General features: G+C 55.2%; 20 protein-coding genes. 7 read left to right on the top strand and 13 right to left on the bottom strand.

Going from position 1 to position 25,956, the window contains the following annotated elements:
* Positions 1-241: 241 nt before the first annotated feature.
* The 3 genes from araD (at position 242) to WH298_RS00090 (ending at position 3,166) form a co-directional block, all read left to right on the top strand.
* A complete protein-coding gene (gene araD / locus WH298_RS00100; protein WP_049852201.1) occupies positions 242-940 on the top strand; it encodes an L-ribulose-5-phosphate 4-epimerase in 699 nt (232 codons plus the stop codon).
* 230 nt (positions 941-1,170) lie between these two features.
* A complete protein-coding gene (gene kdgT, locus WH298_RS00095; protein ID WP_007892437.1) occupies positions 1,171-2,154 on the top strand; it encodes a 2-keto-3-deoxygluconate transporter in 984 nt (327 codons plus the stop codon).
* A gap of 145 nt (positions 2,155-2,299) precedes the next feature.
* On the top strand, positions 2,300-3,166 hold the full coding sequence (locus tag WH298_RS00090; RefSeq protein ID WP_007892438.1) for a crotonase/enoyl-CoA hydratase family protein: 867 nt from the start codon (positions 2,300-2,302) through the stop codon (positions 3,164-3,166).
* 15 nt (positions 3,167-3,181) lie between these two features.
* Here WH298_RS00090 and pdeR read toward each other — a convergent pair whose 3' ends face one another.
* From pdeR to WH298_RS00065, 5 genes are all read right to left on the bottom strand, one after another.
* Positions 3,182-5,167 (bottom strand): cyclic di-GMP phosphodiesterase, encoded by a 1,986-nt coding sequence (gene pdeR / locus WH298_RS00085; protein WP_180821896.1) that lies wholly within the window; start codon positions 5,165-5,167, stop codon positions 3,182-3,184.
* A 157-nt stretch (positions 5,168-5,324) separates the two neighbouring features.
* Complete coding sequence (locus WH298_RS00080) at positions 5,325-5,621, bottom strand: YbdD/YjiX family protein (protein ID WP_180821895.1); 297 nt, start codon at positions 5,619-5,621, stop codon at positions 5,325-5,327.
* Positions 5,614-7,680, bottom strand: a complete 2,067-nt coding sequence (locus tag WH298_RS00075) for a carbon starvation CstA family protein (RefSeq protein ID WP_049852202.1) — start codon at positions 7,678-7,680, stop codon at positions 5,614-5,616. The genes WH298_RS00080 and WH298_RS00075 overlap by 8 nt, the downstream gene beginning before the upstream one ends.
* Positions 7,681-7,864: 184 nt before the next feature.
* Positions 7,865-9,799 (bottom strand): exoribonuclease II, encoded by a 1,935-nt coding sequence (locus WH298_RS00070; protein WP_049852203.1) that lies wholly within the window; start codon positions 9,797-9,799, stop codon positions 7,865-7,867.
* Between the two features lie 124 nt (positions 9,800-9,923).
* Positions 9,924-12,230, bottom strand: coding sequence for an FdhF/YdeP family oxidoreductase (locus tag WH298_RS00065; RefSeq protein ID WP_180821894.1), 2,307 nt, complete (start codon positions 12,228-12,230; stop codon positions 9,924-9,926).
* A 244-nt stretch (positions 12,231-12,474) separates the two neighbouring features.
* Here WH298_RS00065 and WH298_RS00060 point away from each other — a divergent pair, with 244 nt between their 5' ends.
* Both WH298_RS00060 and WH298_RS00055 read left to right on the top strand, forming a co-directional pair.
* The gene (locus WH298_RS00060; RefSeq protein WP_180821893.1) at positions 12,475-14,064 is read left to right on the top strand and encodes a PTS transporter subunit EIIC; all 1,590 of its coding nucleotides are present in this window, start codon (positions 12,475-12,477) and stop codon (positions 14,062-14,064) included.
* A 79-nt stretch (positions 14,065-14,143) separates the two neighbouring features.
* Positions 14,144-15,040 carry a LysR family transcriptional regulator gene (locus tag WH298_RS00055; RefSeq protein WP_007892450.1) on the top strand — a complete coding sequence of 299 codons (897 nt, stop codon included), beginning with the start codon at positions 14,144-14,146 and terminating at the stop codon, positions 15,038-15,040.
* On the opposite strand, the gene WH298_RS00050 is transcribed toward WH298_RS00055, so the two are convergent.
* The 7 genes from WH298_RS00050 to sapA all read right to left on the bottom strand — a co-directional run bounded on the left by WH298_RS00050 (position 15,037) and on the right by sapA (position 22,552).
* Positions 15,037-16,158: a CMD domain-containing protein gene (locus WH298_RS00050; RefSeq protein ID WP_180821892.1), complete on the bottom strand. Its 1,122-nt coding sequence runs from the start codon at positions 16,156-16,158 to the stop codon at positions 15,037-15,039. The genes WH298_RS00055 and WH298_RS00050 overlap by 4 nt on opposite strands.
* Before the next feature lie 197 nt (positions 16,159-16,355).
* Complete coding sequence (gene fabI / locus WH298_RS00045) at positions 16,356-17,144, bottom strand: enoyl-ACP reductase FabI (protein WP_007892455.1); 789 nt, start codon at positions 17,142-17,144, stop codon at positions 16,356-16,358.
* Positions 17,145-17,283: 139 nt separating this feature from the next.
* On the bottom strand, positions 17,284-18,087 hold the full coding sequence (gene sapF / locus WH298_RS00040; protein ID WP_007892457.1) for a putrescine export ABC transporter ATP-binding protein SapF: 804 nt from the start codon (positions 18,085-18,087) through the stop codon (positions 17,284-17,286).
* Between the two features lie 2 nt (positions 18,088-18,089).
* Complete coding sequence (gene sapD, locus WH298_RS00035; protein ID WP_007892458.1) at positions 18,090-19,085, bottom strand: putrescine export ABC transporter ATP-binding protein SapD; 996 nt, start codon at positions 19,083-19,085, stop codon at positions 18,090-18,092.
* On the bottom strand, positions 19,085-19,975 hold the full coding sequence (sapC, locus tag WH298_RS00030) for a putrescine export ABC transporter permease SapC (RefSeq protein ID WP_007892460.1): 891 nt from the start codon (positions 19,973-19,975) through the stop codon (positions 19,085-19,087). Before sapC ends, sapD begins: the two co-directional genes overlap by 1 nt.
* Entirely contained in the window at positions 19,962-20,927 is a 966-nt protein-coding gene (gene sapB, locus WH298_RS00025; protein ID WP_007888087.1) for a putrescine export ABC transporter permease SapB, read from the bottom strand. The genes sapC and sapB overlap by 14 nt, the downstream gene beginning before the upstream one ends.
* A gap of 2 nt (positions 20,928-20,929) precedes the next feature.
* Positions 20,930-22,552 (bottom strand): ABC transporter substrate-binding protein SapA, encoded by a 1,623-nt coding sequence (gene sapA, locus WH298_RS00020; protein WP_049852207.1) that lies wholly within the window; start codon positions 22,550-22,552, stop codon positions 20,930-20,932.
* Between the two features lie 170 nt (positions 22,553-22,722).
* Here sapA and WH298_RS00015 point away from each other — a divergent pair, with 170 nt between their 5' ends.
* Together WH298_RS00015 and WH298_RS00010 are read left to right on the top strand one after the other, a co-directional pair.
* Positions 22,723-22,971 carry a hypothetical protein gene (locus WH298_RS00015; RefSeq protein WP_152929131.1) on the top strand — a complete coding sequence of 83 codons (249 nt, stop codon included), beginning with the start codon at positions 22,723-22,725 and terminating at the stop codon, positions 22,969-22,971.
* A gap of 329 nt (positions 22,972-23,300) precedes the next feature.
* Complete coding sequence (locus WH298_RS00010; RefSeq protein ID WP_180821891.1) at positions 23,301-24,263, top strand: IS110 family RNA-guided transposase; 963 nt, start codon at positions 23,301-23,303, stop codon at positions 24,261-24,263.
* A 289-nt stretch (positions 24,264-24,552) separates the two neighbouring features.
* Here WH298_RS00010 and WH298_RS00005 read toward each other — a convergent pair.
* A protein-coding gene (locus WH298_RS00005; protein WP_180821890.1) for an IS3 family transposase occupies positions 24,553-25,901 on the bottom strand; the annotation gives its coding sequence in 2 pieces (ribosomal slippage) (positions 24,553-25,445 and positions 25,445-25,901; 1,350 coding nt in all).
* Between the last annotated feature and the right edge of the window lie 55 nt (positions 25,902-25,956).

The raw sequence follows: 25,956 nt of genomic DNA, 5'->3' as shown, positions 1-25,956 counted from the left end.
TCTCCTTGATTGTTAACACCGAGGTAACTCTTTAAGTATAGATGTTACATTGCACTCGGCAGGGTAAAACGGTCCTAAACTGCGAGTTTGTAACCCACTTTTTATTTAATGCTCAAAACCAACCCACGCCACACATTTACAGCCTCAGTCACTTTCCGCAGCTTTTACAGCTAATCCTTCCATAACGCTTTTAGCGCCAGCTCCGCACAATTCAGTTATCACAGTTTGCAGGAGAATAAACATGCTGGAAGCGTTAAAGCAGCAAGTACTGGAAGCCAATCTTGATCTACCGCGTTACAACCTTGTCACCTTTACCTGGGGCAATGTGAGCGCTGTGGATCGCGAACAAGGCCTGCTGGTAATTAAACCGTCAGGTGTTAAGTATGAACAGATGCAGCGCGACGATATGGTGGTCGTTGAACTAGCCAGCGGTAACGTGGTTGAGGGTAAAATGCGCCCGTCATCAGACACCGCGACGCATCGCGCACTCTATCTCGCCTGGCCAGAGATTGGTGGCATCGTACATACGCATTCACGCCATGCCACCATATGGGCACAGGCTGGACGCGAAATTATCGCCTTGGGCACCACGCACGCCGACGACTTTTACGGCACGATTCCCTGCACACGACCGATGAAGCGTGAAGAGATTGAGCAGGAGTATGAGTGGAATACCGGTCAGGTGATTATTGAAACCTTTGCTCAGCGCGGCATTCAGCCATCCGCCATTCCCGCCGCGCTGGTGAATTCGCATGGACCTTTTGCCTGGGGTAAAGATGCACATGCTGCGGTGCACAGCGCGGTAGTCCTTGAAGAGGTGGCCTATATGGCGCTGCATACGGAACAGCTGCGTACTGAGTTGCCGCCCATCTCGCAAACCTTATTGGACCTGCATTATCTGCGTAAGCACGGAAAGAACGCTTGGTATGGACAAAATTGATTGGATTTAAAAGACTTAGGCGCCTATGGGCGCCTTTCTTTTAGCTTGTCTTTATCTGGTATGGCGATGCGCATCATAAATGCAAAATGATCAATCAATAAAATTAAAACAACGTTTCATAAATAGATGTGCGATCACTTTTTTCCTTCCCGTAGCCCGTTATCTTGCTCGCCATGCCATCCGGCAAATCATAAAACACCTCCCTCTGGCTCAGTTAAGGTGACAAAACTATGCATATCAAACGTGCAATCGATAAAATTCCTGGCGGTATGATGCTGATCCCGCTGTTTCTGGGCGCGCTCTGTCATACCTTTTCCCCTGGTGCGGGCAAATACTTCGGTTCGTTTACTAATGGCTTGATGACCGGCACCGTACCAATTCTTGCGGTATGGTTCTTCTGCATGGGCGCATCCATCAAACTCAGCGCAACGGGCACGGTGCTGCGTAAATCGGGCACGCTGGTGCTGACTAAAATCGCTGTAGCCTGGGTGGTTGCGGCCATCGCTTCACGCGTAATGCCAGAGAATGGTGTGGAGGTCGGAATGTTTGCCGGGCTCTCGACGCTGGCATTAGTGGCGGCAATGGACATGACCAACGGCGGTTTGTACGCCTCAATCATGCAGCAATACGGGTCGAAAGAGGAAGCCGGCGCATTTGTCCTGATGTCACTGGAGTCGGGGCCGTTGATGACGATGGTGATTCTTGGAACCGCGGGTATTGCGTCGTTTGAACCGCATGTATTTGTCGGAGCGGTACTGCCGTTTATCGTAGGATTTGCGTTGGGCAATCTCGATCCCGAACTGCGTGAATTCTTCGGCAAAGCGGTACACACCTTAATTCCGTTCTTTGCCTTCGCGTTGGGAAACACCATCGATTTAACCGTCATCGCTCAGACCGGCTTGTTGGGCATCATGTTGGGCGTCGCCGTTATCATTGTCACCGGCATTCCACTGATTATTGCCGACCGTCTGATTGGTGGCGGTGATGGCACCGCAGGCATTGCAGCCTCAAGCACCGCCGGTGCTGCTGTGGCGACTCCGGTCTTAATCGCCGAGATGCTGCCCCAGTTTAAACCGGTCGCACCCGCCGCCACGGCTTTAGTCGCGACGTCGGTGATCGTCACTTCTGTTATCGTGCCAATCATCACCGCTGTTTATTCACGACGCGTTAAGCGTTCTCATGTTGCCGTAGGGCAGCGTGCCGCCATCAAGTAAGCCCGCTAATGCTTCCCCGGCCGATGGTCGGGGATATCTCTGGATTTTGCTTTATAAATCAATCTCTCATTTGGTCTGGCCTCACTCTGGATTACGCTGATGTGGCGTTTAACGCACTACATAAACATAAACAGAGGATGAGACAATGACAGTAATTAACCAACCGACATGCAGACTGTTCACCGAAGTTGGACAAACCACACAGCTCGCCGCCTACTATGAAGAGGGGCGCCGTACTATGTGGATGATGCTGCGTGCGCAACCGCGACCAAGTTTCAACCACGAATTAATTGAGGAGATCATGAATCTGAGCTATTCAGCCCAGCGTTCCGGTCTGCCGATTGACTTCTGGGTGACGGGTTCGTTGGTACCGCAGATGTTTAACGCCGGTGGCGATTTGCGCTTCTTTGTCGAGTGCATTCGTAACAACCGCCGTGAAGCGCTGCGTGCCTATGCGCGCGCCTGTGTGGACTGCATCCACTCCGCAGCACGGGGTTTTGATACGGGTGCGGTAACGCTGGCGATGATTGAGGGCAGTGCGCTCGGCGGTGGCTTTGAGGCGGCGCTGGCGCATCACTTCATTCTGGCGCAGAACAGCGCACGCATGGGTTTCCCGGAGATCGCGTTTAACCTGTTCCCGGGCATGGGCGGCTACTCATTAGTGGCGCGTCGCTCTGGCATGAAGCTGGCCGAAGAGCTGATTATGGAAGGAGAGTCACACAGCGCGGAGTGGTATGAAACGCGTGGTCTGGTCGATAAAGTGTTCCAACCGGGCGATGGCTATCGCACCACGCGGACCTTTATCGATACGTTGCGTCCAAAGCTCAACGGCGTGCGTGCCATGCTGAAGGCGCGTCAGCGCGTGCTGCAGTTATCACGTGCTGAGTTAATGGATATCACGGAGGACTGGGTTGATTATGCCTTCACGCTGGAACCGAAAGACATTGCTTATATGGAACGTCTGGTACAACTGCAGAACCGTCATAGCGCATCCTTGCGCAAAGCCGGCTAATCTCGCAAACCAGCGTTAGACGCGGGCAGGATGCTTAGCCAGCCAATGCCCGAGCTGTTCTGCGGGCATTGGTTTTGCATAATAATAACCTTGACGCCCATCGACACCGTTGGCCATCACAAACTTCTCTTCGGCTTTCGTTTCAATGCCCTCGGCAATCACCTGCAGCTTAAGGGCTTTGGCAACCGCGACAATCGCACGGACCAGCGACTGCGCGACAGGTTGCTTATTGATATTACGCACAAAGCTCTGGTCCAGTTTTATGGCATCGATAGGGATGCGCGCCAGCTGGGAAAGCGAGGAGTAACCGGTACCAAAATCATCGAGATGAATTTGCGCACCCAGTTGCTGGAACTGCTTCATCAGCATCAGCGCGCCAGCTTCATTCTCAATCAAACAACTTTCCGTTAATTCGATATCGATCGGGCAATCCGTCAGGCCAGCTTCGGTCAGCGCATGTTTCAAATCAGTGTAAATACTCTGGTCGATCAGTTGCTTAGCGGAGACATTTACCGCGACACGCAGATAGATGCCTTCGCTACGCCACTTAATAATCTGCTGCAGCACATTGAGCATCACCCAGCGACCCAATGGCACAATCAAACCAGACTCTTCAGCATAGGAGATGAAGTCGCCCGGTGGCACCAACCCGCGCTCCGGTGAATTCCAGCGCACCAGTGCTTCGGCGCTTAGCACCTCGCCATCGGCATTCAGTTTCGGCTGATAATGCACCACCAGATGGTCGAGTTCGAGCGCTTTGCGCAGATTGGTGTCGAGCCAAAGGTACTCAAACACCCGCTGGTTCATCTCATTTGCGAATACGCAGAACTTGCCGCGACCGTTCTCCTTGGCGTGGTACATCGCGGTATCCGCGTTGCGAATCAAGCTTTCACGATCTTCGCCGTGCAGCGGAGCCAGAGCGATACCAATCGAGCAGCCGCTATACACCTCAATCAGGCCGATGCGGAAGGGCTGGCGCAGACGTTCAAGAATACGCGACGCCATCGCCTCCAGCGCCGCCTGGCTGGTATGTTCCGCCAGTACGACAAATTCATCGCCGCCGAGGCGCGCCAGCGTCTGGTCTTTGCTCAGGCAGCTGAGGATCGCCAGAGACACTGCTTGCAGCAACTGATCGCCGAACATATGGCCGTACGCGTCATTGACCTTCTTAAAATTGTCTAAATCGAGGTAAACCACACCGGTTTGACTGCCATTTGCCAGCTCCAGTGCCAGACTAATCTGCTGATGAATAGCGTTGCGGTTAGGCAACCCCGTCACCGTATCGGTATTGGCTAAGACGCGCAGCCGTTCCTGCGCCCGGCGCTCTTCGGTGATGTCCGTTCCTGAACAGATGAGGAAAATTTCATTTTTTCCGCTACCGCTGTGAACAAACTTATTACGAAACAGAAACAGTCGCTGGCCTTTACGGGTTTTAATCCAGCGCTCAACCTCGTAAGAACTGCCTTCACTGAAGAAACCGGCGATGTTACGCCGTGACGCCTGCGCTTCCTGCTTGGTCATAAACAGTTGAAACACATTACGGCCAATCACTTCCTGCTCTTTAAGTCCGGTGTACTCTTCGCTTAAACGATTGAATCGCTGAATATTGCCGCGTTGATCGAGTATCACAATCACGGAATTGGCTTCCGAAACCACCTGTTCCGCGAACGATAAACCGAGCGTCAAATCCCGCGCGACAGCAGAGGTATCGCCCCAGGCTGACGAGGTGCCAGCCCAGGTGGATTGATTAACTTTACGGCCAACAAAATGCATCGGTACCGGCTCGCCATGCAGCGACAGCGTGAGGTTAATACTGGAGGTTATAACGGTCATCGCACGCAACAAACTGGCTTGTGCGGGAGTAAGTGGAACCGCCATATTGGTATTCGCGTTCTCATCTTCGGCAAAATGCAAAGCATCACTATCTGAGGTTAAACGCCAATGAGGGCTGGTGGTGCCAAACAAGGTGTACAACAGTGTTTGCCCTTGTTCATCGGTCATGGAAACTTCCTCCGGGGGGAATGCTCAGCGGGCGGTATCTCATTATTTTAGCTACAGTATTCAACCTCCTGAGCCAGCACAAGATGCAATCTGAATATATTTTTGTTTTTATTAAAGAATGGCACGAAAAAGCCCCGATAAACGGGGCTGAAAAGCGTTAGCAAGGACACTTGCCGAGTTTGCCTGGCTGGCTGGGAAAACGCGCATCGAGGCAGTGTCGGTGGAAAGCCCGTTCATTCATCGGTGCGATGTCTGGATGATGTTCACGCATATGCTTCAGATAAGTTTGATAGTCATGAACGCCGACCATTAAGCGAAAGCTCTGCTGCAAACCCTGCCACAGTCGCTGCCAGCGCGTAAGAGTTTGCCCAGCCGGGGCGCATGCTATCGGTAAGCATTGCTGAATGTGCCACGCGCCGCGCGGTTTTCTCCAATGGAAAATGGACTCAGACATTTCGCACCTCTTTACGCAGAGAGATCTCAGATTCATGGGTAGTCGGTACTGCGCTGTTAAGTGCCCGACGAATCACGAAGAAGGCGGCAACCAGCATGGTGACCGCCACCAGCATGAAGAAGGCGCACAGGGCCGCGTTAATTTGATTGCTAAACACGATGGTTTGCATATCAGCGACCGTTTTCGCTGGGGCAATGACAATCCCATCATCAATGCCTTTACGGAATTTATTGGCCTGAGCGAGGAAGCCAATCGAAGGCTTCTCATGGAAGATCTTCTGCCAGCCAGCGGTCATTGAGGTAATAAACAGCCAGGCGGTGGGTAAAATTGTTACCCATGCGTAGCGCTGCTTTTTCATCTTGAACAGCACCACGGTGCCGAGAATCAACGCCATTGACGCCAGCATCTGGTTGCCGATGCCAAACAGCGGCCACAGCGTATTAATGCCGCCGAGCGGATCGACCACGCCTTGATAGACAAAGAAGCCCCAGCCAGCGACAGCGACAGTGGTGCCAGCCATGTTGCCCAGCCATGAACGGTTATTGGCCATGGACGGCACCACGGTGCCCACCAGATCCTGCACCATAAACCGGCAGGCGCGCGTACCGGCATCAACCGCAGTAAGAATAAACAGCGCTTCAAACAGAATGGCGAAGTGATACCAGAACGCCATCATGGCGCGGCTGTTAAACACTTCGGTAATAATATGCGCCATGCCCACCGCGAAGGTTGGCGCGCCACCGGCACGTGACAGAATGGTGCTTTCACCCACGTCGCGCGCGATGCCGCTTAGCATTTCTGGCGTCACCACAAAGCCCCAGCCGTTAATCGCCTGCGAGGCGCTTTCCACCGTGGTGCCAATCAGCGCGGCAGGGGAGTTCATAGCAAAATAGACGCCCGGATCGAGCACCGAGGCGCAAATCAGCGCCATGATCGCCACGAACGACTCCATCAACATCGCGCCATAGCCGATAAAGCGAATATGACTTTCGCGCTCCACCAGTTTCGGCGTGGTTCCGCTCGAGACCAACGCGTGGAAGCCGGAAATCGCGCCACAGGCAATGGTAATAAACAGGAACGGGAACAGTGCGCCGGAGAATACCGGGCCGGTGCCATCAATAAATTTGGTGACGGCGGGCATCTTCATTTCAGGCATGGCAAACAGAATACCAATCGCCAGACCAATGATGACGCCGATTTTCAGGAAGGTAGAGAGATAATCGCGCGGCGCCAGCAGCAACCACACCGGCAGCGAAGAGGCGATAAAACCGTAGATCACCAGCACCCACGTCAACTCCGTGCCTTTCAGGGTAAACAGCGGGCCCCAGTAAGGGTCGGCTGCCACGTTGCCGCCGTAAATGATCGCCGCCATCATTAGAACGAAGCCAATGATCGACACTTCCGCAATTTTCCCCGGTCGCAGGAAGCGCATATACACGCCCATAAACAGCGCAATGGGAATGGTGGCGGCAATAGTGAACAAGCCCCACGGACTGTTTGCTAACGCTTTTACCACCACCAGCGCCAGTGCGGAGAGGATGATGATCATCACGCCCAACGCGCCAAGCATGGTAACCACACCGGCGAAGGATCCGAGCTCCTGGCGCGCCATCTCACCCAGTGAACGTCCATCACGACGCGTAGAGATAAACAGAATCAGGAAGTCCTGCACCGCGCCGGCAAACATGACGCCCACCAGAATCCAGATGGTGCCGGGCAGAAAACCCATTTGTGCCGCGAGAATCGGCCCAACCAGCGGCCCCGCACCGGCAATCGCCGCAAAGTGGTGGCCGAACAACACCCATTTATTGGTGGGAACGTAATCGAGACCGTCACTGAGGCGCTCCGCCGGCGTAAGTCGACGATCGTCCAGTTCAAAGATGCGCTTTGAAATAAACAGGCTGTAGAAGCGGTAGGCAATGCTGTAGCAGGCGACGGAGGCAATGACCAGCCAGACAGCGTTGACATGTTCGCCGCGGCTGAGCGCCAGCATGGCAAACGCGCCCGCGCCAATTAACGCCACCGCTAACCAGATCAATCTGGTTTTGACGTTGTTCATGAGTTAACTCCTTGTAGGGACCGGGAAAAGAGGCGATCGAATACAACAAGTTAAAAGTAATGTAATGAATTGTTAACGACAGGCGAAGGCGTTAGAAATGTGAAGCGGAATGCAAATTTAACATTTGCTAAAGCGGGCGAAGAGAAATGCGGGATAACGGCTGTTATCCCGCAGGTTTTCATGCTCAGGCGGCGGGACGAGCCACCACGCTGCGTGTTTCCATGCGCACTTCGGCGATGGTCACATCAATGATGTCAGTAACGCGGTAAGCCACTTCACCTTTAATCTGCACGGTGCCGCTCTCCTGCGAGCACACCAGTTCATCACGCACCGCGTGGATGAATGGTGCAGGGATAAAGGCAACCGCGCCATTTTCCTGCAAACGAACGCGCATACCGCCACGCGACACGTCGATAACTTCGGCGCTGAATTTGCGGTCGGTGCCAGCAAACGGCGACAGGAAACGTGCGTAAAGCCAATCACCCACATCGCGTTCAGCCATACGGTTCAGACGACGACGTTCGCTCATGATCGTCGTCAGCTCATCCTGCGGACGGGCGATGCTGTCGCCGCGCACAATCGCTTTCAGCAGACGATGGTTGATCATGTCGCCAAACTTACGAATTGGCGAAGTCCAGGTCGCGTAGGCGTCAAGGCCGAGACCAAAGTGCGGGCCAGGTTCGGTGCCGACTTCCGCAAAGGACTGGAAGCGACGAATGCGGCTATCAAGATACTGCGTTGGCTGCGCATCGAGTTCACGGCGCAGCTGACGGAAGCCTTCCAGCGTGGTAATTGCCTGCGGATCAACGGTGATACCGTGCCCCGCCAGCACGCCAGCGGCCTGCTCAGCATTCGCCAGATCAAAGCCGGTATGCAGGTTGTAGATACCGAAGCCCAGCTTCTCCTGCAGCACGTTGGCGGCACAGACGTTAGCCAGAATCATTGACTCTTCTACGATGCGGTTAGCGATGCGACGTGGCTCAGAGATGATATCCAGCACTTCGCCTTTCTCGCCCAGGACGAAGCGGTAGTCCGGACGATCTTTAAACACCAGCGCATGGGTTTGACGCCACTCGCTGCGCGCCAGGCAAACCTGATGCAGCAGGCGAATCTGCTGGGCAATCGCCTCGTTCTCTGGCTGCCAGCTGCCGCTATTTTCCAGCCAATCGGAGACCTCGTCATAAACCAGTTTGGCTTTCGATTCGATCCACGCGGCGAAGAAGTGCACATCGTCAGCCAGGCTGCCATCTTTCAGTACCGTTACGCGGCACGCCAGCGCCGGACGACGCTCGTTCGGACGCAGTGAACAGACGTTGTCAGAAAGCTCGCGCGGCAGCATCGGAATGTTGAAGCCCGGCAGATAGTTGGTGAAGGCGCGTTTTGACGCCAGCTTATCCAGCTCACTGCCTTCCGGCACGTAAGCGGTAGGATCGGCGATAGCGATGGTCAGCGAAAGATTGCCGTCGGCGGTCTCTTCCACGTACAGCGCATCATCCATATCTTGGGTGCTGGCGCTGTCGATGGTGACGAAGTTCAGGGCAGTCAGATCTTCACGCTGCAGATTCTCATCAATCATCTCACCAAAACCGACGTCGGGTGCCTGACGTTCGAGGTTGTGACGCGACAGCGTCACCCACCATGGCGCGAGGTGATCGTCCGCAGTGACAATGAATTCGGTCAGTTCGGCATAAAAACCGCGATCGCCCTTCAGCGGATGACGGCGCATTTCCGCCACCGCCCAATCGCCGTTCTGGAAATCGTGGGACACGCTACGATCGGCGCGACACTGAATCGCATCTTTAAGCAGCGGATGATCCGGTACAATCGACAGGCGATCGTCCTTCTTTTGTACGCGGCCGACAAAGCGGGTCAGGAACGGCTCAACCAGGGTTTCCGGCTCGGCACTCTCGCGGTCTTTATCGGTGTGGATCACGGCTGAAATACGGTCGCCGTGCATCACTTTCTTCATCTGCGGTGGCGGAATGAAGTAGCTTTTTTGGGCATCAACTTCAAGGAAGCCAAAGCCTTTTTCCGTACCTTTAACAACACCTTCGACGCGCGGAGTCTGCGCGTGAAGCTTCTCTTTAAGCTGCGCGAGCAGCGGATTATCCTGGAACATAATTTATATAGTTTCGTGGCCTAAGAGCGGCTGACAGTTTTACGCGAATCGGGTGCGCGCGGCAAGGCCAAAACAGGCTAAAAAGCCGCTTTACGCGGCTTTTTACCTTCTGATAACGCTTTGGTCAGGCGATACGTTGCGAGGGTACGGCGGCGGTTAATGCCAGCTTAACCGGCACCGATTTTGAGGTCGGCGTGCCGCTGCCGTCGCCGAAGCTGGAAAGCGGCACCAGCGGGTTAGTTTCCGGATAATAAGCGGCGAGGTTGCCGCGCGGAATATTGTAAGGCACCAGCTTGAAACCACTGACGCGACGCGTCAAACCGTCATTCCACAGCGTTTCAATATCCACCAACTGGCCTTCGGTGAAGCCCAGCGATGCCATATCCTCCGGATGAATAAACACCACCTCGCGCTGACCGTACACGCCGCGATAGCGATCGTCGAGGCCGTAAATAGTGGTGTTGTACTGATCGTGGGAGCGCAGAGTTTGCAGCGTGAACGGCACGGCAACATCACCGAGCTGTGGAAACAGCGAGGTTGGCAGTGCCGCTGCGCTGAACTCGGCTAATTTGCTCGGCGTGTTGAAGCGCAGTTCGGCCGCGGCGCTGCCCAGATAGAATCCGCCTGGGATGTCGCATTTGTTATTGAAATCGGCAAAGCCCGGAATCGTCGCCGCAATGTGATCGCGAATCAGATCGTAGTTGCCCGCCATCGCCAGCCAGTCGATTTTATCGCTGCCTAAGGTTGCATGCGCAATGCCCGCAACAATCGCGGTTTCGGAACGCTGCGTCTCGGCCAGCGGAATGCCCACGCCTTCAGAGGCGTGCACCATGCTGAAGGAGTCTTCGACGGTAATATATTGATTGCCGCTTGCCTGTCGATCGCGCTCGGTGCGGCCCAATGTCGGCAGAATCAACCCTTCATGGCCCGGCACCAGGTGGCTGCGGTTCAGTTTGGTGCTGATGTGCACCGTCAAACCGCAGTGCTGCAACGCCTCTTCGGTGACCGGTGAATCCGGTGCTGCCGCAGCGAGGTTACCGCCCAGCGCAATCAGCACTTTCACTTCGTCACGCAGCATCGCATTCAACGCTTCAACGGTGTTGTGGCCATGCTCGCGTGGCGGCTCGAAATCAAAATGTGCGCCCAGTGCATCGAGGAACGCCTTGCTCGGCTTCTCATCAATCCCCATGGTGCGGTTGCCCTGCACGTTACTGTGGCCGCGTACCGGACACAGGCCAGCGCCTTTTTTGCCCAGTTGACCAAACAGCAGCTGCAGGTTGGTGATTTCGCGAACGGTATCGACCGAATGTTTGTGCTGGGTGATGCCCATTGCCCAGGTGACGATGACGCGTTCGGCACTTTGATAAATGGCGGCTGCTTCACGAATCTGCGTTTCGCTCAGGCCCGATTGGCGCACAATATCATCCCAGCGGGTGTTATCCACCGCGGCAAGATACTCTTCGATGCCTTGCGTGTTGGCATCGATAAAGGCTTGATCGAAAATACCTTTCTCACCGGCGGCCAAACGCGCACGCTGCACTTCCAGCAGCGTTTTCACCATGCCACGAATCGCGGCCATATCGCCGCCAAGGTTGGGCTGGTAATAGGCAGAACTAATCGTGCCAGCCATCGAGGTGACGATCTCCAGCGGCTTCTGCGGATCGGCAAAACGCTCAAGTCCGCGCTCACGTAAGGTATTAAAGGTGACGATTTTCGCGCCGTGATCGGCAGCGTGACGCAGGCTGTGCAGCATACGTGGATGGTTGGTGCCTGGATTCTGGCCAAGGACGAAAATCGCGTCTGCGTGATCGAAATCATCCAGACGAATGGTGCCTTTGCCCACGCCGATGCTGCGCTTTAGGCCAGTACCACTGGCTTCGTGGCACATGTTGGAGCAGTCAGGGAAGTTATTGCTGCCCATCACGCGACCAAACAGTTGATAAAGCCATGAGGCTTCATTGCTGGCGCGGCCGGAGGTATACAGCTCCATCTGATTCGGATGGTCCATCGCCTGCAAATGGCGTGCAATGAGCGCAAAGGCATCATCCCAGCTAATCGGCTCGTAATGGTCGGTCGCGCTGTTATAGCGCATTGGGTGGGTCAAGCGTCCCTGATATTCGAGGAAATAGTCACTTTGCTGATACAGGGTGCTTACGCTGTGCTGGGCGAAGAATTCAGGCTCAACTACACGACGTGTCGCTTCCCACGTCACCGCTTTGGCGCCGTTTTCACAGAAGCTGAAGGTGCTTTTGTTGTCATCGCCCCATGCACAACCTGGGCAGTCGAAACCGCGCGCTTTGTTCATACGCATCAGATTACGCATGTTTTTCAGCGCCGCTTTGCTATCAAGGACGAAACGGGTGGTGGCTTCCAAAGAACCCCAGCCGCCCGCCGCCGCGCGATAGGGTTGAATCTTACGTTTAAATTTCATAGTTGCAGGCTTATTTGTTTATGAGTTGTTATCAGAATATGTCTTCTGTTAGCGGGAAGTGTGCGACTCTCCTTAAAAGTTGTCTAATTGATTGGTTTAATGGTGCGATAGGCGGCGTTTATCGCAACACGCGCGTAAAGCGTGATCTAAATCAAACTTTCCCGGCTGATAACGGCCGGCGGTTACGTGTTGCTGAGATAACTGACTAATAATTGCTCTTTCCATTCTGAAAAGGGCATGCAGTATGAAGAGTCTGGCCAGCCAAATTCACGCCTTCGGTAAAGCCTTAATGATGCCGATCTCGGTGATCGCCGCCGCAGGGATCTTCCTTGGGTTAGCCGCGGCGATGCAAAACCCTGCCATCACCGGGGATGCCTTCGCCAATCTGCAGGTGCCGCAACTGATCATTGGCTTTATCCGCAAAGTGGCGGGCGCGCTTTTCGCCAATCTGCCGCTGTTCTTTGCGGTAGCCAGCGCTATCGGACTGGCAAAAGCCGAGAAGCCCACCGCCGCATTCGCCGCCGTCATTGGCTATATCGCCATGAACGTCGGCATCAGCGCCACGCTGGCGTCGAAAGGGCTGACGGCGGCGACCACCACGCCAGAAGCGCTGCAGAAAGCGGGCATGGACCAAACCGCGGCGATGATGACCTCGGCTGAATACATCGACATGCTTGGCATTTTTACCTACAACATGAGCGTGCTGGGCGGCGTGATTGCTGGCTTGATTACTGTGTTGCTGCATAACCGTTTCTATACTCAGCAACTGCCTACGGCGATCAGCTTCTTTGGCGGACGGCGCTTTGTGCCGATCGTTACCGTGGTGGTGTTGCCGCTGATTGGCGTGCTGCTGGCGCTGATTTGGCCGACCATTGGGGAAGGTATTGCGTGGGTGGGCCTGATGATCGGTAAAAGCGGTCAGTATGGCGCGTTCCTGTTGGGTACCAGCGAGCGCTTACTGATTCCCACCGGTTTGCATCACATCCTCAACGAAACCGTGCGCTTTACCCCCATTGGCGGCATGGCAACGGTCGATGGGCAAAGCATTGTCGGGGCGTTGAACATCTTCAACACCTCGCTAACGCATCCCGGCGCCATTCCAGATGAGACGGTACGCGGCGCCACGCAGTTCCTTGCCCAGGGCAAGATTCCGGTCATGATGTTTGGTTTACCCGCTGCCGCGCTGGCGATTTACCACACCGCGCGGCCCGAGCATAAACAGCGCGTCAAAGCGCTGGTGCTGGCCGCCGCGCTGACTTCATTTACCACCGGCATCACCGAGCCGCTGGAGTTCTGTTTCATCTTCGTGTCGCCGGTGCTGTATATCCTGCATGCACTGTTAACTGGCCTGTCGTTTATGCTGATGTCGATGCTGCAGCTGATGATTGGCAATGTGCAGGGCGGCGCGATCGATTTGGTGGTGTTCGGCATCCTCGGCGGCAGCAAAACCCATTGGTGGTGGACGATTGTCCTCGGCGTGATTTATGTGCCGATTTATTACTACGGCTTCCGTTTTGTCATCACCCGCATGCGCGTGGAGACGCCGGGACGCGAATCTGATGAAGAGCAAAAACCTGAATTGGTAGCGGCCGATGAACGCACTAAGGTCATCATCAGCGGACTCGGTGGTGAGGCCAATATAGAGGATGTCGATTGCTGCTTCACGCGACTGCGGGTGCGGGTGAAACAGATGAATGAAGTGGTTGATCAAACCTTGCTGACCACCGGTGCCAACGGTATCAATCGCGTCAGCGAACACGATGTGCAGGTGATTTATGGCCCGCAGGTCGAGAAGATTGCCAACGACGTCAAAACTGCTCTCGGCGTGGCGTAACAACATGCCGCTGCGCGGGCCTTCAGCGCAGCGGCATTCGCCATGATACACTGTTGTTTTCCAGCCAATTCTGCTTTCCATGGACATCAAACAATTAATCTACCTCACTAATCTGGAGCGCGAGCGCCACTTTGGTCGTGCAGCCGAAGCCAGTTTTGTCAGCCAGCCGACGCTGTCGATGCGTCTGAAAAACCTTGAGCGCGAATTAGGCCTTTCGCTGATTAACCGCAGCAATAATTTCGATGGCTTCACGCCAGAGGGCGAACGCGTGCTGACGTGGGCGCGGGAGATTGTATCGGTGTATCAGGGTTTGAAGCTGGAAGTTGAATCGCTTAAGCATGGCGTCAACGGCACGTTGCGGCTGGGCGTCATGCCGCAGTGCAGCGTGGCGCTGCCGGCGCTGTTGAAGGCGGTGGAGGTACGCTACCCGCAGCTCGACTATCGCGTTTCGGCGATGAGCGCCGACCAACTGCTGGAAGCGCTCAACAGCCATACCGTGGACGGCGGTATCGGGTTCTTTGAACTGACGTCACTGCGTGAGCTGCACTTCCAGACGGCACTGCTGAAAGATCCCGGCGTGGAAGCCCTGTTTAATCCGGCGCATTTTCCGGCGTTGCTGCAGCAGGAAACCATCACGCTCTCTACGCTCGCCAGCCAGCCGCTGTGCCTGGCCGAACCGACGCGCTATTTTCGGCGCTATCTCGACGGGCAACTGCGAGAAACCGGTCTGATCCCACGCGTTATCGTCGAAAGCGCCTCAATTATGCAGCTGTTGCAAAGTGCGCAGGTAGGATTGGGGGTGATGGTTTCGCCGTGCGGCCATCTGTTGCCGGAGCTGATGCAGAATCTGGCGCGGCGGCCAATTGATATCGCGCCGATGGGGCGTCAGGCGGCGCTGGTGATTGCCGAGCCGGGCAGAGCATCGCCGCTGGCTCAGCATTTCTTTGATGAAGCGCGCCGGCATCTACCCGATTAACGGGTTTCGCCGAGCGCCATCAGCACGCGATCCTGCCAGCTGGCAAAGGCTACCGCTTGTAACAGCGTGAAGATGCGTTCGGTGCCCCAGCCAGCATTTAACAGCGGCTGCAGGTGCGCAGCGCTAAAGCGGTCGGGCAGGCGAGTTAACTGGGCGCTGAGGGTAATCACCGGCGAGGTGTTAGCGGCGCGCTCGATATCCTGCACTAGCGCCGTGCGCCATTCACCTGCCAGCAGATCAAACTGGCGTCGACACCCCAGCACGCGCGCGCTAACTGCCTGCGCCAGCGCTTCATCCTGCGCAAAATGTTCGCTAAGCCGCTGCTTCAAAGTGGCGAAGCCGTACAACGCTTGCGCATCCTGCACCAGCAGCCACGTTGCTTCATCCAAACCCTCAATGCCCTGACAGAACGTCACGGCTGCCAGCTGTTCGGCGCTGGCATAGCGCAATTCAACCGGTTTTAACGCTGGTTGCCAGTCGGCGGAGTGGGCAAACAGGTCGGCGTTGGCATCTGGCGGCGGAGAAACACCCGGAATCCAGCGCACCGGCAAGCCCATCATCGCCTGCAGCGACGCCACTACGCGCGACTGATAACTGACATAGCCCACCAGTTGGTTGAGCGTAACGATATCGGGCTCGGTTAATCCCACCGCATCCAACGCGCTAATGCTGTTGCGGGTAATCAGCTCCGGCTGCATCGCTAGCTGGCGCGCATATTGAGTAATTTGCGTCAGGCGATTATTGCTTTCACGTGAAGAGTCCGGGCCGGGCAACGGATTTAGCCGGGCAGAGTAGTGATTGCACAAGCGCTGCACACCAGCGACCTGCGCCACCGTTAACGCGGTGCTGAGGCGATCGTACAGGGTTAACGTGTGCGTCAAACTGGTCGACAGCGTATCGGGAAACAGGATCTGACTCAGATCGCGCGCAGCCAACAGTGCAGGCTGAAAACGTGTCAGCAGCGGTTGTAACGCCGTGGCTTCCTGTTGCAAACCGAGCAGAAAACGGTCTTCGATATAGGCGGCTTCGGGCACCAGCGGTGCGGTAGCGGTAGTATTCGGGCGAGTCTGGCTTTCATAAAACCAGTGGTCATGGCCGGGAGAACGGCGTTGTTCCATGGTCATTCCTTTCGCTAAAAACGGACTTGCTGCAGGGCGTGCGAATCTGAAAAGCAGGCGTGCAACAAAGGGCTAGCTTATCGTCGCTGAACGGCTGTCCACGGCAAAAGAATGATGGGGAATAATTAATAGCTTAGGAGTATAAGGGCGGGGGGTTTTTAAACAGGTCGCCAGAAAGGGCGACCTGTGGATGAATCTTATTTCAGTTCCAGCTCGTTCATCGCGGCGATGCTGAAGCCGCCATCAACGTGTACCACTTCACCGGTGATACCACCCGCGAGGTCAGAACACAGGAAGGCCGCAGAGTTACCCACGTCTTCGATGGTCACGGTACGACGAATCGGGGTAACCGCTTCGCAGTGTGCCAGCATCTTACGGAAGTCTTTGATGCCTGACGCCGCCAGGGTACGGATTGGACCGGCCGACACGGCGTTAACGCGCGTGCCTTCTGGACCCATCGCGTTCGCCATGTAACGAACGTTGGCTTCCAGAGACGCTTTCGCCAGACCCATAACGTTGTAGTTAGGGATCGCGCGCTCTGCACCCAGGTAGGACAGGGTCAGCAGGGCAGAGTTAGGGTTCAGCATCGCACGGCACTCTTTAGCCATCGCGACAAAGCTGTAGGCGCTGATGTCGTGAGCGATTTTGAAGCCTTCACGGGTCACTGCGTTCACATAGTCACCATCCAGCTGATCGCCAGGCGCGAAACCGATGGAGTGAACGAAACCGTCAAATTTCGGCCAGGTTTTTGCCAGTTCGGTGAACAGCGCAGTGATGCTCTCGTCTTCGGCTACATCGCAAGGCAGAACAATGTCTGAACCCAGATCTTTAGCAAACTCTTCCACACGACTTTTCAGTTTGTCGTTCTGGTAGGTGAAAGCCAGTTCTGCGCCCTGTTTGTGCATCGCCTGCGCAATACCGTAGGCGATTGAGAGTTTACTGGCAACGCCAGTAATCAGAATGCGCTTACCGGAAAGAAAACCCATAGCTGTAATCCTTTTGGTCATTGTTGTTGGCGGTCGCGATGATTAAAAAATAGGCGACCGACGTTAATCACGTGCGAAGTCTAGCACGTCTCTATAAATGCGGTAAATCGCACCGCGTTTTCCGCGGTAACCTGCGCCATCAGCGTTCGCGTCGCCAGGCTTCTGCGGTTAAAGCTTCGCCAAAATGGCTGGTGATCAGACGTTTGGTCAAATCGTGCAGCGGCGAGGCCAGTACATCGGCGGTACCGCCGCGTTCAACCACTTCGCCCTGATGCATCACCAGCACCTGATCGCTGATGTGCTTCATCATGCCGAGATGCTGCGTCACATAAATATAGGCGATGCCATGCTTCTCCTGCAGTTCCAGCATCAGGTTCACCAGCTGTGAACGCATGGTCATATCCAGCGAGGCGAGCGCCTCATCGGCAACGATCACTTTCGGCTGTAAAATCAGTGCTCGCGCCAGCGCCAGACGCTGCTTCTGTCCGGGCGCCAGCATATGCGGATAGTAACCGGCGTGATCGCGCAGCAAGCCCACCTGACGCAGCGTGGCGATGATGCGTTTTTCTCGCGCTTCATCATCCAGTTCGGTATTCAGGCGCAGCGGGAAATCAAGAATCTGACTGATGCGCTGGCGCGGGTTGAGCGACGTTGAGGGATCCTGAAAAATCATGCGGATGCGCTGGCTGCGGTAACCGTAGTCACCGTACTCCAAAGGATGATCGTCAATCAGCATGTCCCCTGCGGTGGGTTCCACCATGCCGCTCAGCATTTTCGCCAGCGTCGATTTTCCGGAGCCATTTTCACCAATCACCGCCAGCGTCTGCTTCTCGCGTAGGGTAAAACTCACGCCTTTCACCGCTTCGACGTGCTGACGACGGAATAAACCGGTGCGATAGCGATAGGTTTTGCTCAGATTGCGCACTTCCAGCAAGGTTTCCATCGCTACTGGCTCTCCATATTCAACGGGAAGTGACAGGCGAACAGATGCGCTTTGTTGCCGGTCAGGCGCGGTGTTTCGATGCATTTGCGCTGCGCATAGGGGCAGCGCGGGCCAAGGCGGCAGCCAATCGGAAGATGTTCCAGCGACGGAATAGCACCTGAGAGCGTATTCAGCCGGCTTTTATGCGGCAGCGCGCTGCCAAAATCCGGCATCGCACGGATCAACGCCTGGGTATAAGGATGATGTGGCGTATCCATTAAATCTTCGCTCTGGGCGGTTTCAACCGTCTGTCCGCAATACATTACGTTAATGCGGTCGGCCCATTGGCTCATGGTGCGCAGGTCATGGCTGATCAGCAATATCGTGGTGTTGTTGTTTTGATTCAGGCGGCTCAGCAGGCGGAAAATCTGCGCCTGCGTCGTTGGCTCCATCGCATTGGTCGGTTCATCGGCAATCAGCAAGCGAGGCTGATTGGCCAGCGCGATTGCGATCATCACTTTCTGGCATTCGCCGTCGGTCAATTCATACGGAAAACTGCGCATGATGTCTTTGTGATCTTTAATGCCGACGCGGTGCAACAGCTCAATGGCGCGCACTTTACGCCAAAACCACAAACGCTGATACCAGCGGCCTTTGTGGGTCCAGCGCGGAATCGCCTGCATAAGTTGGCGGCCAATACTTTCCGAAGGATCGAGACAGGACTGCGGCTCCTGGAAAATCATCGATACGTTATGGCCGACAATACGTCGCCTTTCTCGCGGCGACAGGCGCAGGAGATCGATGTCGTCAAACACCATGCGATCGGCGGTGACGCGCCAGTTATCTTTGGTGACGCCACAGATAGCTTTAGCGATCAGGCTCTTGCCCGATCCCGATTCACCTACCAGCCCACGCACTTCCCCTTCAGTGAGCGTTAAATTGATACGATCGACCGCTTTGACCGGACCGTCTGCGGTCATAAATTCAATGGTCAGATTACGGATATCCAGTAGCGGCATTATTCAACTCCCGCTTCTACCGCGCGACGGATACCGTCGCCCAGCAGGTTAACGATCAATACGCTGACCATCAGCGCCACGCCCGGCAGCATCACCGTCCAGGGCGCGACGTAGATCAACTCCAGCGCGTCACCCAGCATCGCTCCCCATTCGGGTGAGGGCAGCTGCGCACCAAGATCGAGGAAACCGAGCGCGGCGATATCCAGAATCGCCATTGACAGCGAGCGGGTAAACTCACTCACCAGCAGCGGCAGCACGTTGGGCAGCACCGCGTTCCATAAAATATTCAGGTTGCGCGCGCCATCGAGGCGCAATGCCACCACATACTCTTTTTCCATCTCATCATGCACAGCAGTATAGATCTCGCGCACCAAACGTGGGATCAGCGCCAGAAACACCGCCAGCATCGCGTGTTCCAGCCGTGGACCAAGAAACGCCACCACGATAATCGCCAGCAATAGCGAAGGAATTGACAGCAGCGTATCCAGCACGTGATTCATCACCGCTGAACGTACGCCGTGGGTGATCCCGGCAAATACGCCCAGCACTAGCGCGCAGACCGCCGCCAGCAGCGTCACCACCATCGCGGAACCGACGGTAGGCGCCACGCCGCTCAACAGGCGGCTTAAGACATCACGCCCGAGATCGTCAGTACCGAGGAAGAAGGAGACGTCGCCATAGCGCGACCACGACGGCGGCAGCAACTGATAACCGAGGAATTGCTGATCGATACCATACGGCGCCAGTAATCCCCCGAACAGGCACAGGAACAGCAGGATGCCAAAGCCGTACAAACCGACCATGCCGCTGGTGTCGCGGTACAGGCGCTGCCAGCTGCGACGCAGCGTGCTGGGCAGCCGCTTCTCGTCGTAGACATTATCTAAGGGCATACCATTCCTTATGTTTCAGCGGATTAAGCGCCGCACCGAGAATATCCGATAACACGCTAACCAGAATAACCAGCCCACCAACCACCATTACGCCGGCGGAGATTGCCGCGTAATCCTGCTGGCGAATGGCATTGATCAGCCAGCGGCCAATGCCTGGCCAGTTGAACACCACTTCGGTGATCATCGCTAACGTCAGCATGGTAGAGAACTGCAGGCCAAGACGCGGAATCACCGGCGGCAGCGCATTGTGCAGCACGTGCCGACGAATCACGGTGAGACGCGATAATCCGCGCGTGGCGGCGGCTTTAACGTAATTTTTGTCCATCACTTCGCTGGTGCTGCTGCGCAGTAAACGGATCATTTCGGTGGTAGGCGCAACCGCCAGCACCACCACTGGCAAAATCATGTGCGTTAAGGCGCTCACCATCATTTCGTGGCGCCACGGCGAATGGCTCAGCCAGGCATCAATCAAGGCGAAACCGGTAACATTTTGCACTGGATAGAGCAGATCGAAACGCCCGGAAACCGGCAGCCAGCCGAGCGTTAATGAGAAGAACAGGGTGAAGAGCAGAGCCAGCCAGAACACTGGCATTGAGAACCCCAGCAGCGCCAGCGCACTGATGGCTTTATCCTGCCATTTTTTACGCATTACACCGGCGCAGATCCCCAGCGGAATGCCGACCAGCAGCGCCAGCATAAATGCCAGCACGCACAGCTCCAGCGTGGCGGGAAACACTTCGCGCAGCTGGATATCGATCGATTGGCCGTTAGTGCTAGAGACGCCAAAATCAAACTGCAGCAGGCCTTTAAACCAGAACCACCAGGCATCAAACAGCGAAGCACCTTCCAGCGGCGCGTTCGGCGTGAAGTAGCTCAGGCTAAAGCTCACCAGCGACAGCAAAAACAAGGTGATCAGCAGCAGCACCAGACGACGCAAAATATAGATGATCATGCTTACTCCTCGCTGCTCTCATCGCGGTAGACGCCAGCAAATGAGGCGTTACCAAACGGGCTCAGCACTAAGCCTTTAATATCATGGCGATAGGCCTGCAAACGCAGCGAAGAGGCCAGCGGTAATACCGGTAGCTCCTGCGCTAAAATCTGCTGCGCTTTATCGTAGCTATCAATGCGCGCCGACAGCTGCTGCGACAACAGCGCATGTTGTAGGGATTCATCAAAAGCTGGCGAGCACCAGTGCGCATAGTTGGTCTGTGAACGGATGGCTGCGCAGCTCAACAGGGGCCGGAAAAAACTGTCGGGATCGTTACTGTCCGTGGCCCAGCCGGTTAGGGTGAGATCGTGATTCATCTCCATTAATTGCGCTTCCTGAAAGCGGCCTTCAACCGGTGCAATAGTCACGCGCACGCCAACCTGAGCCAAATCGGCTTGTAACAGTTCAGCGGTTTTTAGCGGGCTGGGATTCCATGACTGCGACGATGAGGGCACCACCAGGCGCAAATGCAGATTCTCCAGACCGAGCGCTTTCAGTGCTTCACGCGCTTTAGCCGGGTTGTATTCGGTGACGCGCGCATCGCTGTCGTAAGCCCAGGAGGCACGCGGCAAAATCGAGGCGGCGGTCTCTGCGGTACCGTAATAGATCGACTCCATCAGGCGTTCGTTATTGATCGCCAGCGCCAGCGCGTGACGCACTTCCGGGCGATCGAGCGGCGGCTTGCGCGTATTAAACGCCAGATAGGCGATGTTCATGCCGGGGCGCAGCGTCATGCGCAGACGCGGGTCATCGCGCAAGATGCTCAGCTGGCTGGCGGCAGGATAGGCCAGCACATCGCATTCGCCGGTCAGCAGTTTGGATAAACGTCCGGTACCGCCGACGCCGAGATCAATCACCACCTGCTGCAGGCGCGGAACGCCTTTCCAGTACTGCGGGTTACGCGCCAGCCGCAGATATTGTCCGGTGCGGTATTCACTCAGCTGGAACGGGCCGGTGCCGACCGGTTCACGATCCAGCTGCTCCTGCTGGCCCTTAGCGCTGAGATTGTTGGCGTATTCCTGTGACAGAATCGGCGCGTAATGCGTGGCGATATGCCAGAGGAAGGAGGCGTCCGGGCTGTTGAGGCGAATCTCAACCGTATCGCTGTCGAGCTTCTTGACGCTCTGCACCGAATCGGCGAACTGCAGGCTGTCAAAATAAGGATAGCTACCACCGTTAACGTTATGCCACGGATGCTTGCGGTCGAACATGCGCGCAAAGCTGAACACCACATCATCGGCGTTCATTTTGCGCGTCGGTTTAAACCAGTTGGTGTGCTGGAAGGCGACATCTTTGCGCAGGTGAAAACGGTAGGTGGCGCCGTTATCGCGCACTTCCCAGCTCTGGGCGAGGTCAGGAATCAGCCGATAGGTGTAAGGATCCACGTCGAGCAGGCGGTCATAGAGCTGCGCCGCCAGCGTATCAACCACTAAGCCGCTACTCACCATTTGAGGATTAAAGGTATTGACCGTGCCGTTAACACAATAGACAAAACCGCTGTTGCGGATGTTATCGGTTGGCGCGGCCCACGCTGACGCACTCATCATGCTGAGACCAAGCAGCAGAGAAGGGAATAATTTTGGCATAGAACTCAACGATTCTGAGGCAATAGCGAGAGTGTATCGCAAAGGTCTCGTACTCCCCAAATTCGCGACACTTCTGCTGTGTTTTTCGTCAAAGTGGCGATGGGGTAATCACATTGTTAGTGTGGAAATGAGAAAAATTCTCAATTAGGGCTTTACAGATGATAATAAGAATGATTATTATTCTTCTGCGCTTCGACGGTGGCTCTACCGAAGAAGAGCACGACATTGCTCACATTGCTTCCAGTATTAGTTGCCCGCACTCTGTTGCGGGCTTTTTTTCGTCCTGTTTCAAGCGGCTGCTGCGTTGGCTGCGCTCGTCCACCCTGGTCACATACTTATGTATGTTCCCAGGGATGTCCTCACTTGCCGCCTTGCTTCCGCTCGAAACAGTTAGAAAAAAACACTGTGCGGTTCGCTAAAAAAATAAAAACCAACTTAATACGTAGGGGCGCCATTTATGACGTAATGCTCGTCAGTTAAGCAGCGCACTGGCTCCGCGGGGGTTACCTGGTCGCCATGAATGGCGACCCTTATATCTCGATCATTCTCCTCCGGGTGCTATGATCCCCGACTGATCATCGGGAAGTTGCTGGTGAGATGGGGGCGACCCCTGGGCACAAAGCCTGCTTAGTAGATTCATCCCCGGCAACTTAACTCCCGCCTTCAAGACCGGACGGTATCCTGTGCTTCGAGCACGCATCCATAAGGATGGTCATGGCGGTTTCCCTGATGCTGTTAAGGAGAATCTATGCAAACACGTATGCCCGTCGGTATTGATATTGCTTCGAAAAAGTTTGATGTGGCCGTCTGGAAAGGCGAGACGTCTTACAAAACCAAAGTCTTCCCCAACACGCCTAAAGGCTTCAGCGCCCTGAAGAAATGGCTGGGGCCGTTCGGCTGCTGCCATATCTGCATGGAGGCCACCGGCGCGTACAGCGAGCCGCTGGCCACCTTCCTGCACGATGAGGGCTATGACGTCAGCGTGGAAAATCCGGCGCGCATTAAGCGCTTTGGCCAGGCCGAACTGAACCGTAATAAGACGGATAAGGACGACGCGCGCATGATAGCGCGCTACTGCAAAATGCACGGCCCCTCGCTGTGGCAGCCGGCACCACTCAATGAGCGCAGGCTGAAAGCGCTGGTGAAGCGCCTGACGAACCTTCAGGAAATGCGGCAGATGGAAGAGAACCGTCTGGAGATATCGGATGCGGTAGTGCAGCCCTCAATCCGCGTGGTCATTGCGGCGCTGGATGCGCAGATAGACGAAACAAAGCGGGCAATAAACGACCATATCAATAATGACCCGGACCTTAAAAAGAACAAAGAGCTGCTTGAATCTATCCCGGGTATCGCGGGCGTGCTGAGCAGCACGATGCTGGCGTATATGGGCGATATGTCGAGGTTCAGAAGCAGCAAGGCGCTTGTGGCGTGGGTGGGTCTGAACCCGATGCGGCAGGAGTCCGGCGAGTGGAAAGGCAAAAGCCGGTTATCGAAGATGGGGAACAGCGCGATGCGTAAGGCGTTGTACATGCCAGCGATAGTGGCAATGAAGTGGAATCCGGCGGTCATCTCGCTGAAGAACCGTCTGGATGCGGGCAGGAAAACGGGAAAAGTCGTGGTATGCGCGGCGATGAAGAAGCTGCTCCAGCTGGCTTATGGTGTGCTGAAATCAGGCCGTCCGTTCGATACCAAAATATGTCTTGCCAGGTAACTGGCAAGACGGTATCTACAGGCGTTGATAGCGATGGTGATTTAGAAAAACGCCTTGATGCTGCAGCGTGGGGGTTGAGGCGACATCCCAACCCGCTGAGCGAGTGAGGGATTCCAGGGCGAGCCGCAGGGATGCGGCGAGAGGCGGCGCTGAGCAGGAGCGAATCGCCGCCGGTCCGTCAGGAATCGCGATTGAGTGAAGGCACCGCGTAGCGGCGGGATGGGCTGGCGCAGGGCCCGGGAGTGAAGAGGGCGTGGCCATGAACTGAACCCCAAAACCTGGACACCTTTTACTGGTTTTCTTTCATTGCCCGGTATTCTGCCGGGCTCATTCCCATCCTAAGATTAATGCGTTCACAGTTGTAATACCGGATATACCTGTCTATATCCCGCTTCAGTGCATTACCAGACTCATACTTTTTACGATGGTACATTTCCACTTTAAGGTGGCTGAAGAAGTTTTCCATCACTGCATTATCCAGACAGTTGCCTTTGCGAGACATGCTCTGCAATACCTGACCTTCTGCCAGCATGGAACGCCACATCGGCGTTCGATACTGCCAACCCTGGTCGCTGTGCAGCATTATCCCCTCTTTCTGGAGGCCTGTTTTCAACGCTTTCTCCAGCATTTTACACGTCAGACTAAGGGCTGGCCTTGTCGACATTTCCCAGGCCACTATTTCCCTGTTGAACAGATCCTGAACGACCGAAAGATACAGCGTTTCCCCTCCAGCCCTGAACTCAGTGACATCAGTACACCATTTCATACCACTTCTTTCTGCCTCAAAGTGGCGGGAAAGCAGATTGGCTGAAGATTTGTTGCCATCATTCATCCACGAGCGGTATTTTCTGCGGCGAATCTGGCATGTCAGCCCATGTTGCTTCATGAGTTTTCGTACCGTTTTGTGATTCAGCGTGAAGCCTTCTCGTCTGAGCATTATCGTCATACGCCGATAGCCGTAACGGGCGGAATGCTTTCTGTGAAGTGCAGTCATCACCGGTATGACAGCGGCATACCGGTCGGTTTCAGTAGCGTCTTTTGAGACATGGTAGTAGTACGAGCTGCGGGGCAGACCGATAGCCCGTAGCAGGCTGGCAAGCCTATGTTCAGGCAGTAATGAGCACACTATTTTTGTTTTTTCTGCTGAGCCCCGAGCGCCTTTTCTTCTCTCAGGGCTTTCAACTTTTTTAGAACAGCGTTCTCTGCCCGCAGGTACTCAAGCTCTTTGAGCAGCTCTTTGTGCGTCATTTCGGTAAGGGGTTTGTCGTCAGGAGCACTCTTTTTCATCATGGCAGGGCCGGTTCTGGATGGAGTAAGTGCCACACTGCCTCCCGCCCGGTATTTACGCAACCAGTTCTGGATCACTGTCTCATTAGGAATACCAAAGTGTGCTGCAGCATCCGCGCTGCTGCATCGATTATCAAGAACATAACGAACAACGCTTAACCTGAATTCAGGAGGATAAATACGCGGACGCCGGGGGACCAGTCCTTCCTCTCCCTGATGCTTGAGAGCACGTACCCAGCGTCTTAGCGGTGTTTGCCCAACATTGAACTGAAGCGCTGTTTCGGCAAGAGTGGATTTACCGGACAGATACTCTGTGACGGCTGCAAGCCTGACAGAAAAAGGATGCTTCATTTTTAAATCTCCGGATTCTGGATAATAAGTCCAGGATCCGGGGTTCAGTTCAGCC

The organism is Pantoea nemavictus (assembly GCF_037479095.1).
Lineage (GTDB): Bacteria > Pseudomonadota > Gammaproteobacteria > Enterobacterales > Enterobacteriaceae > Pantoea > Pantoea nemavictus.
Note: the sequence above shows the minus strand (reverse complement) of the source record. Positions and strands in the feature narration are given on the sequence as shown.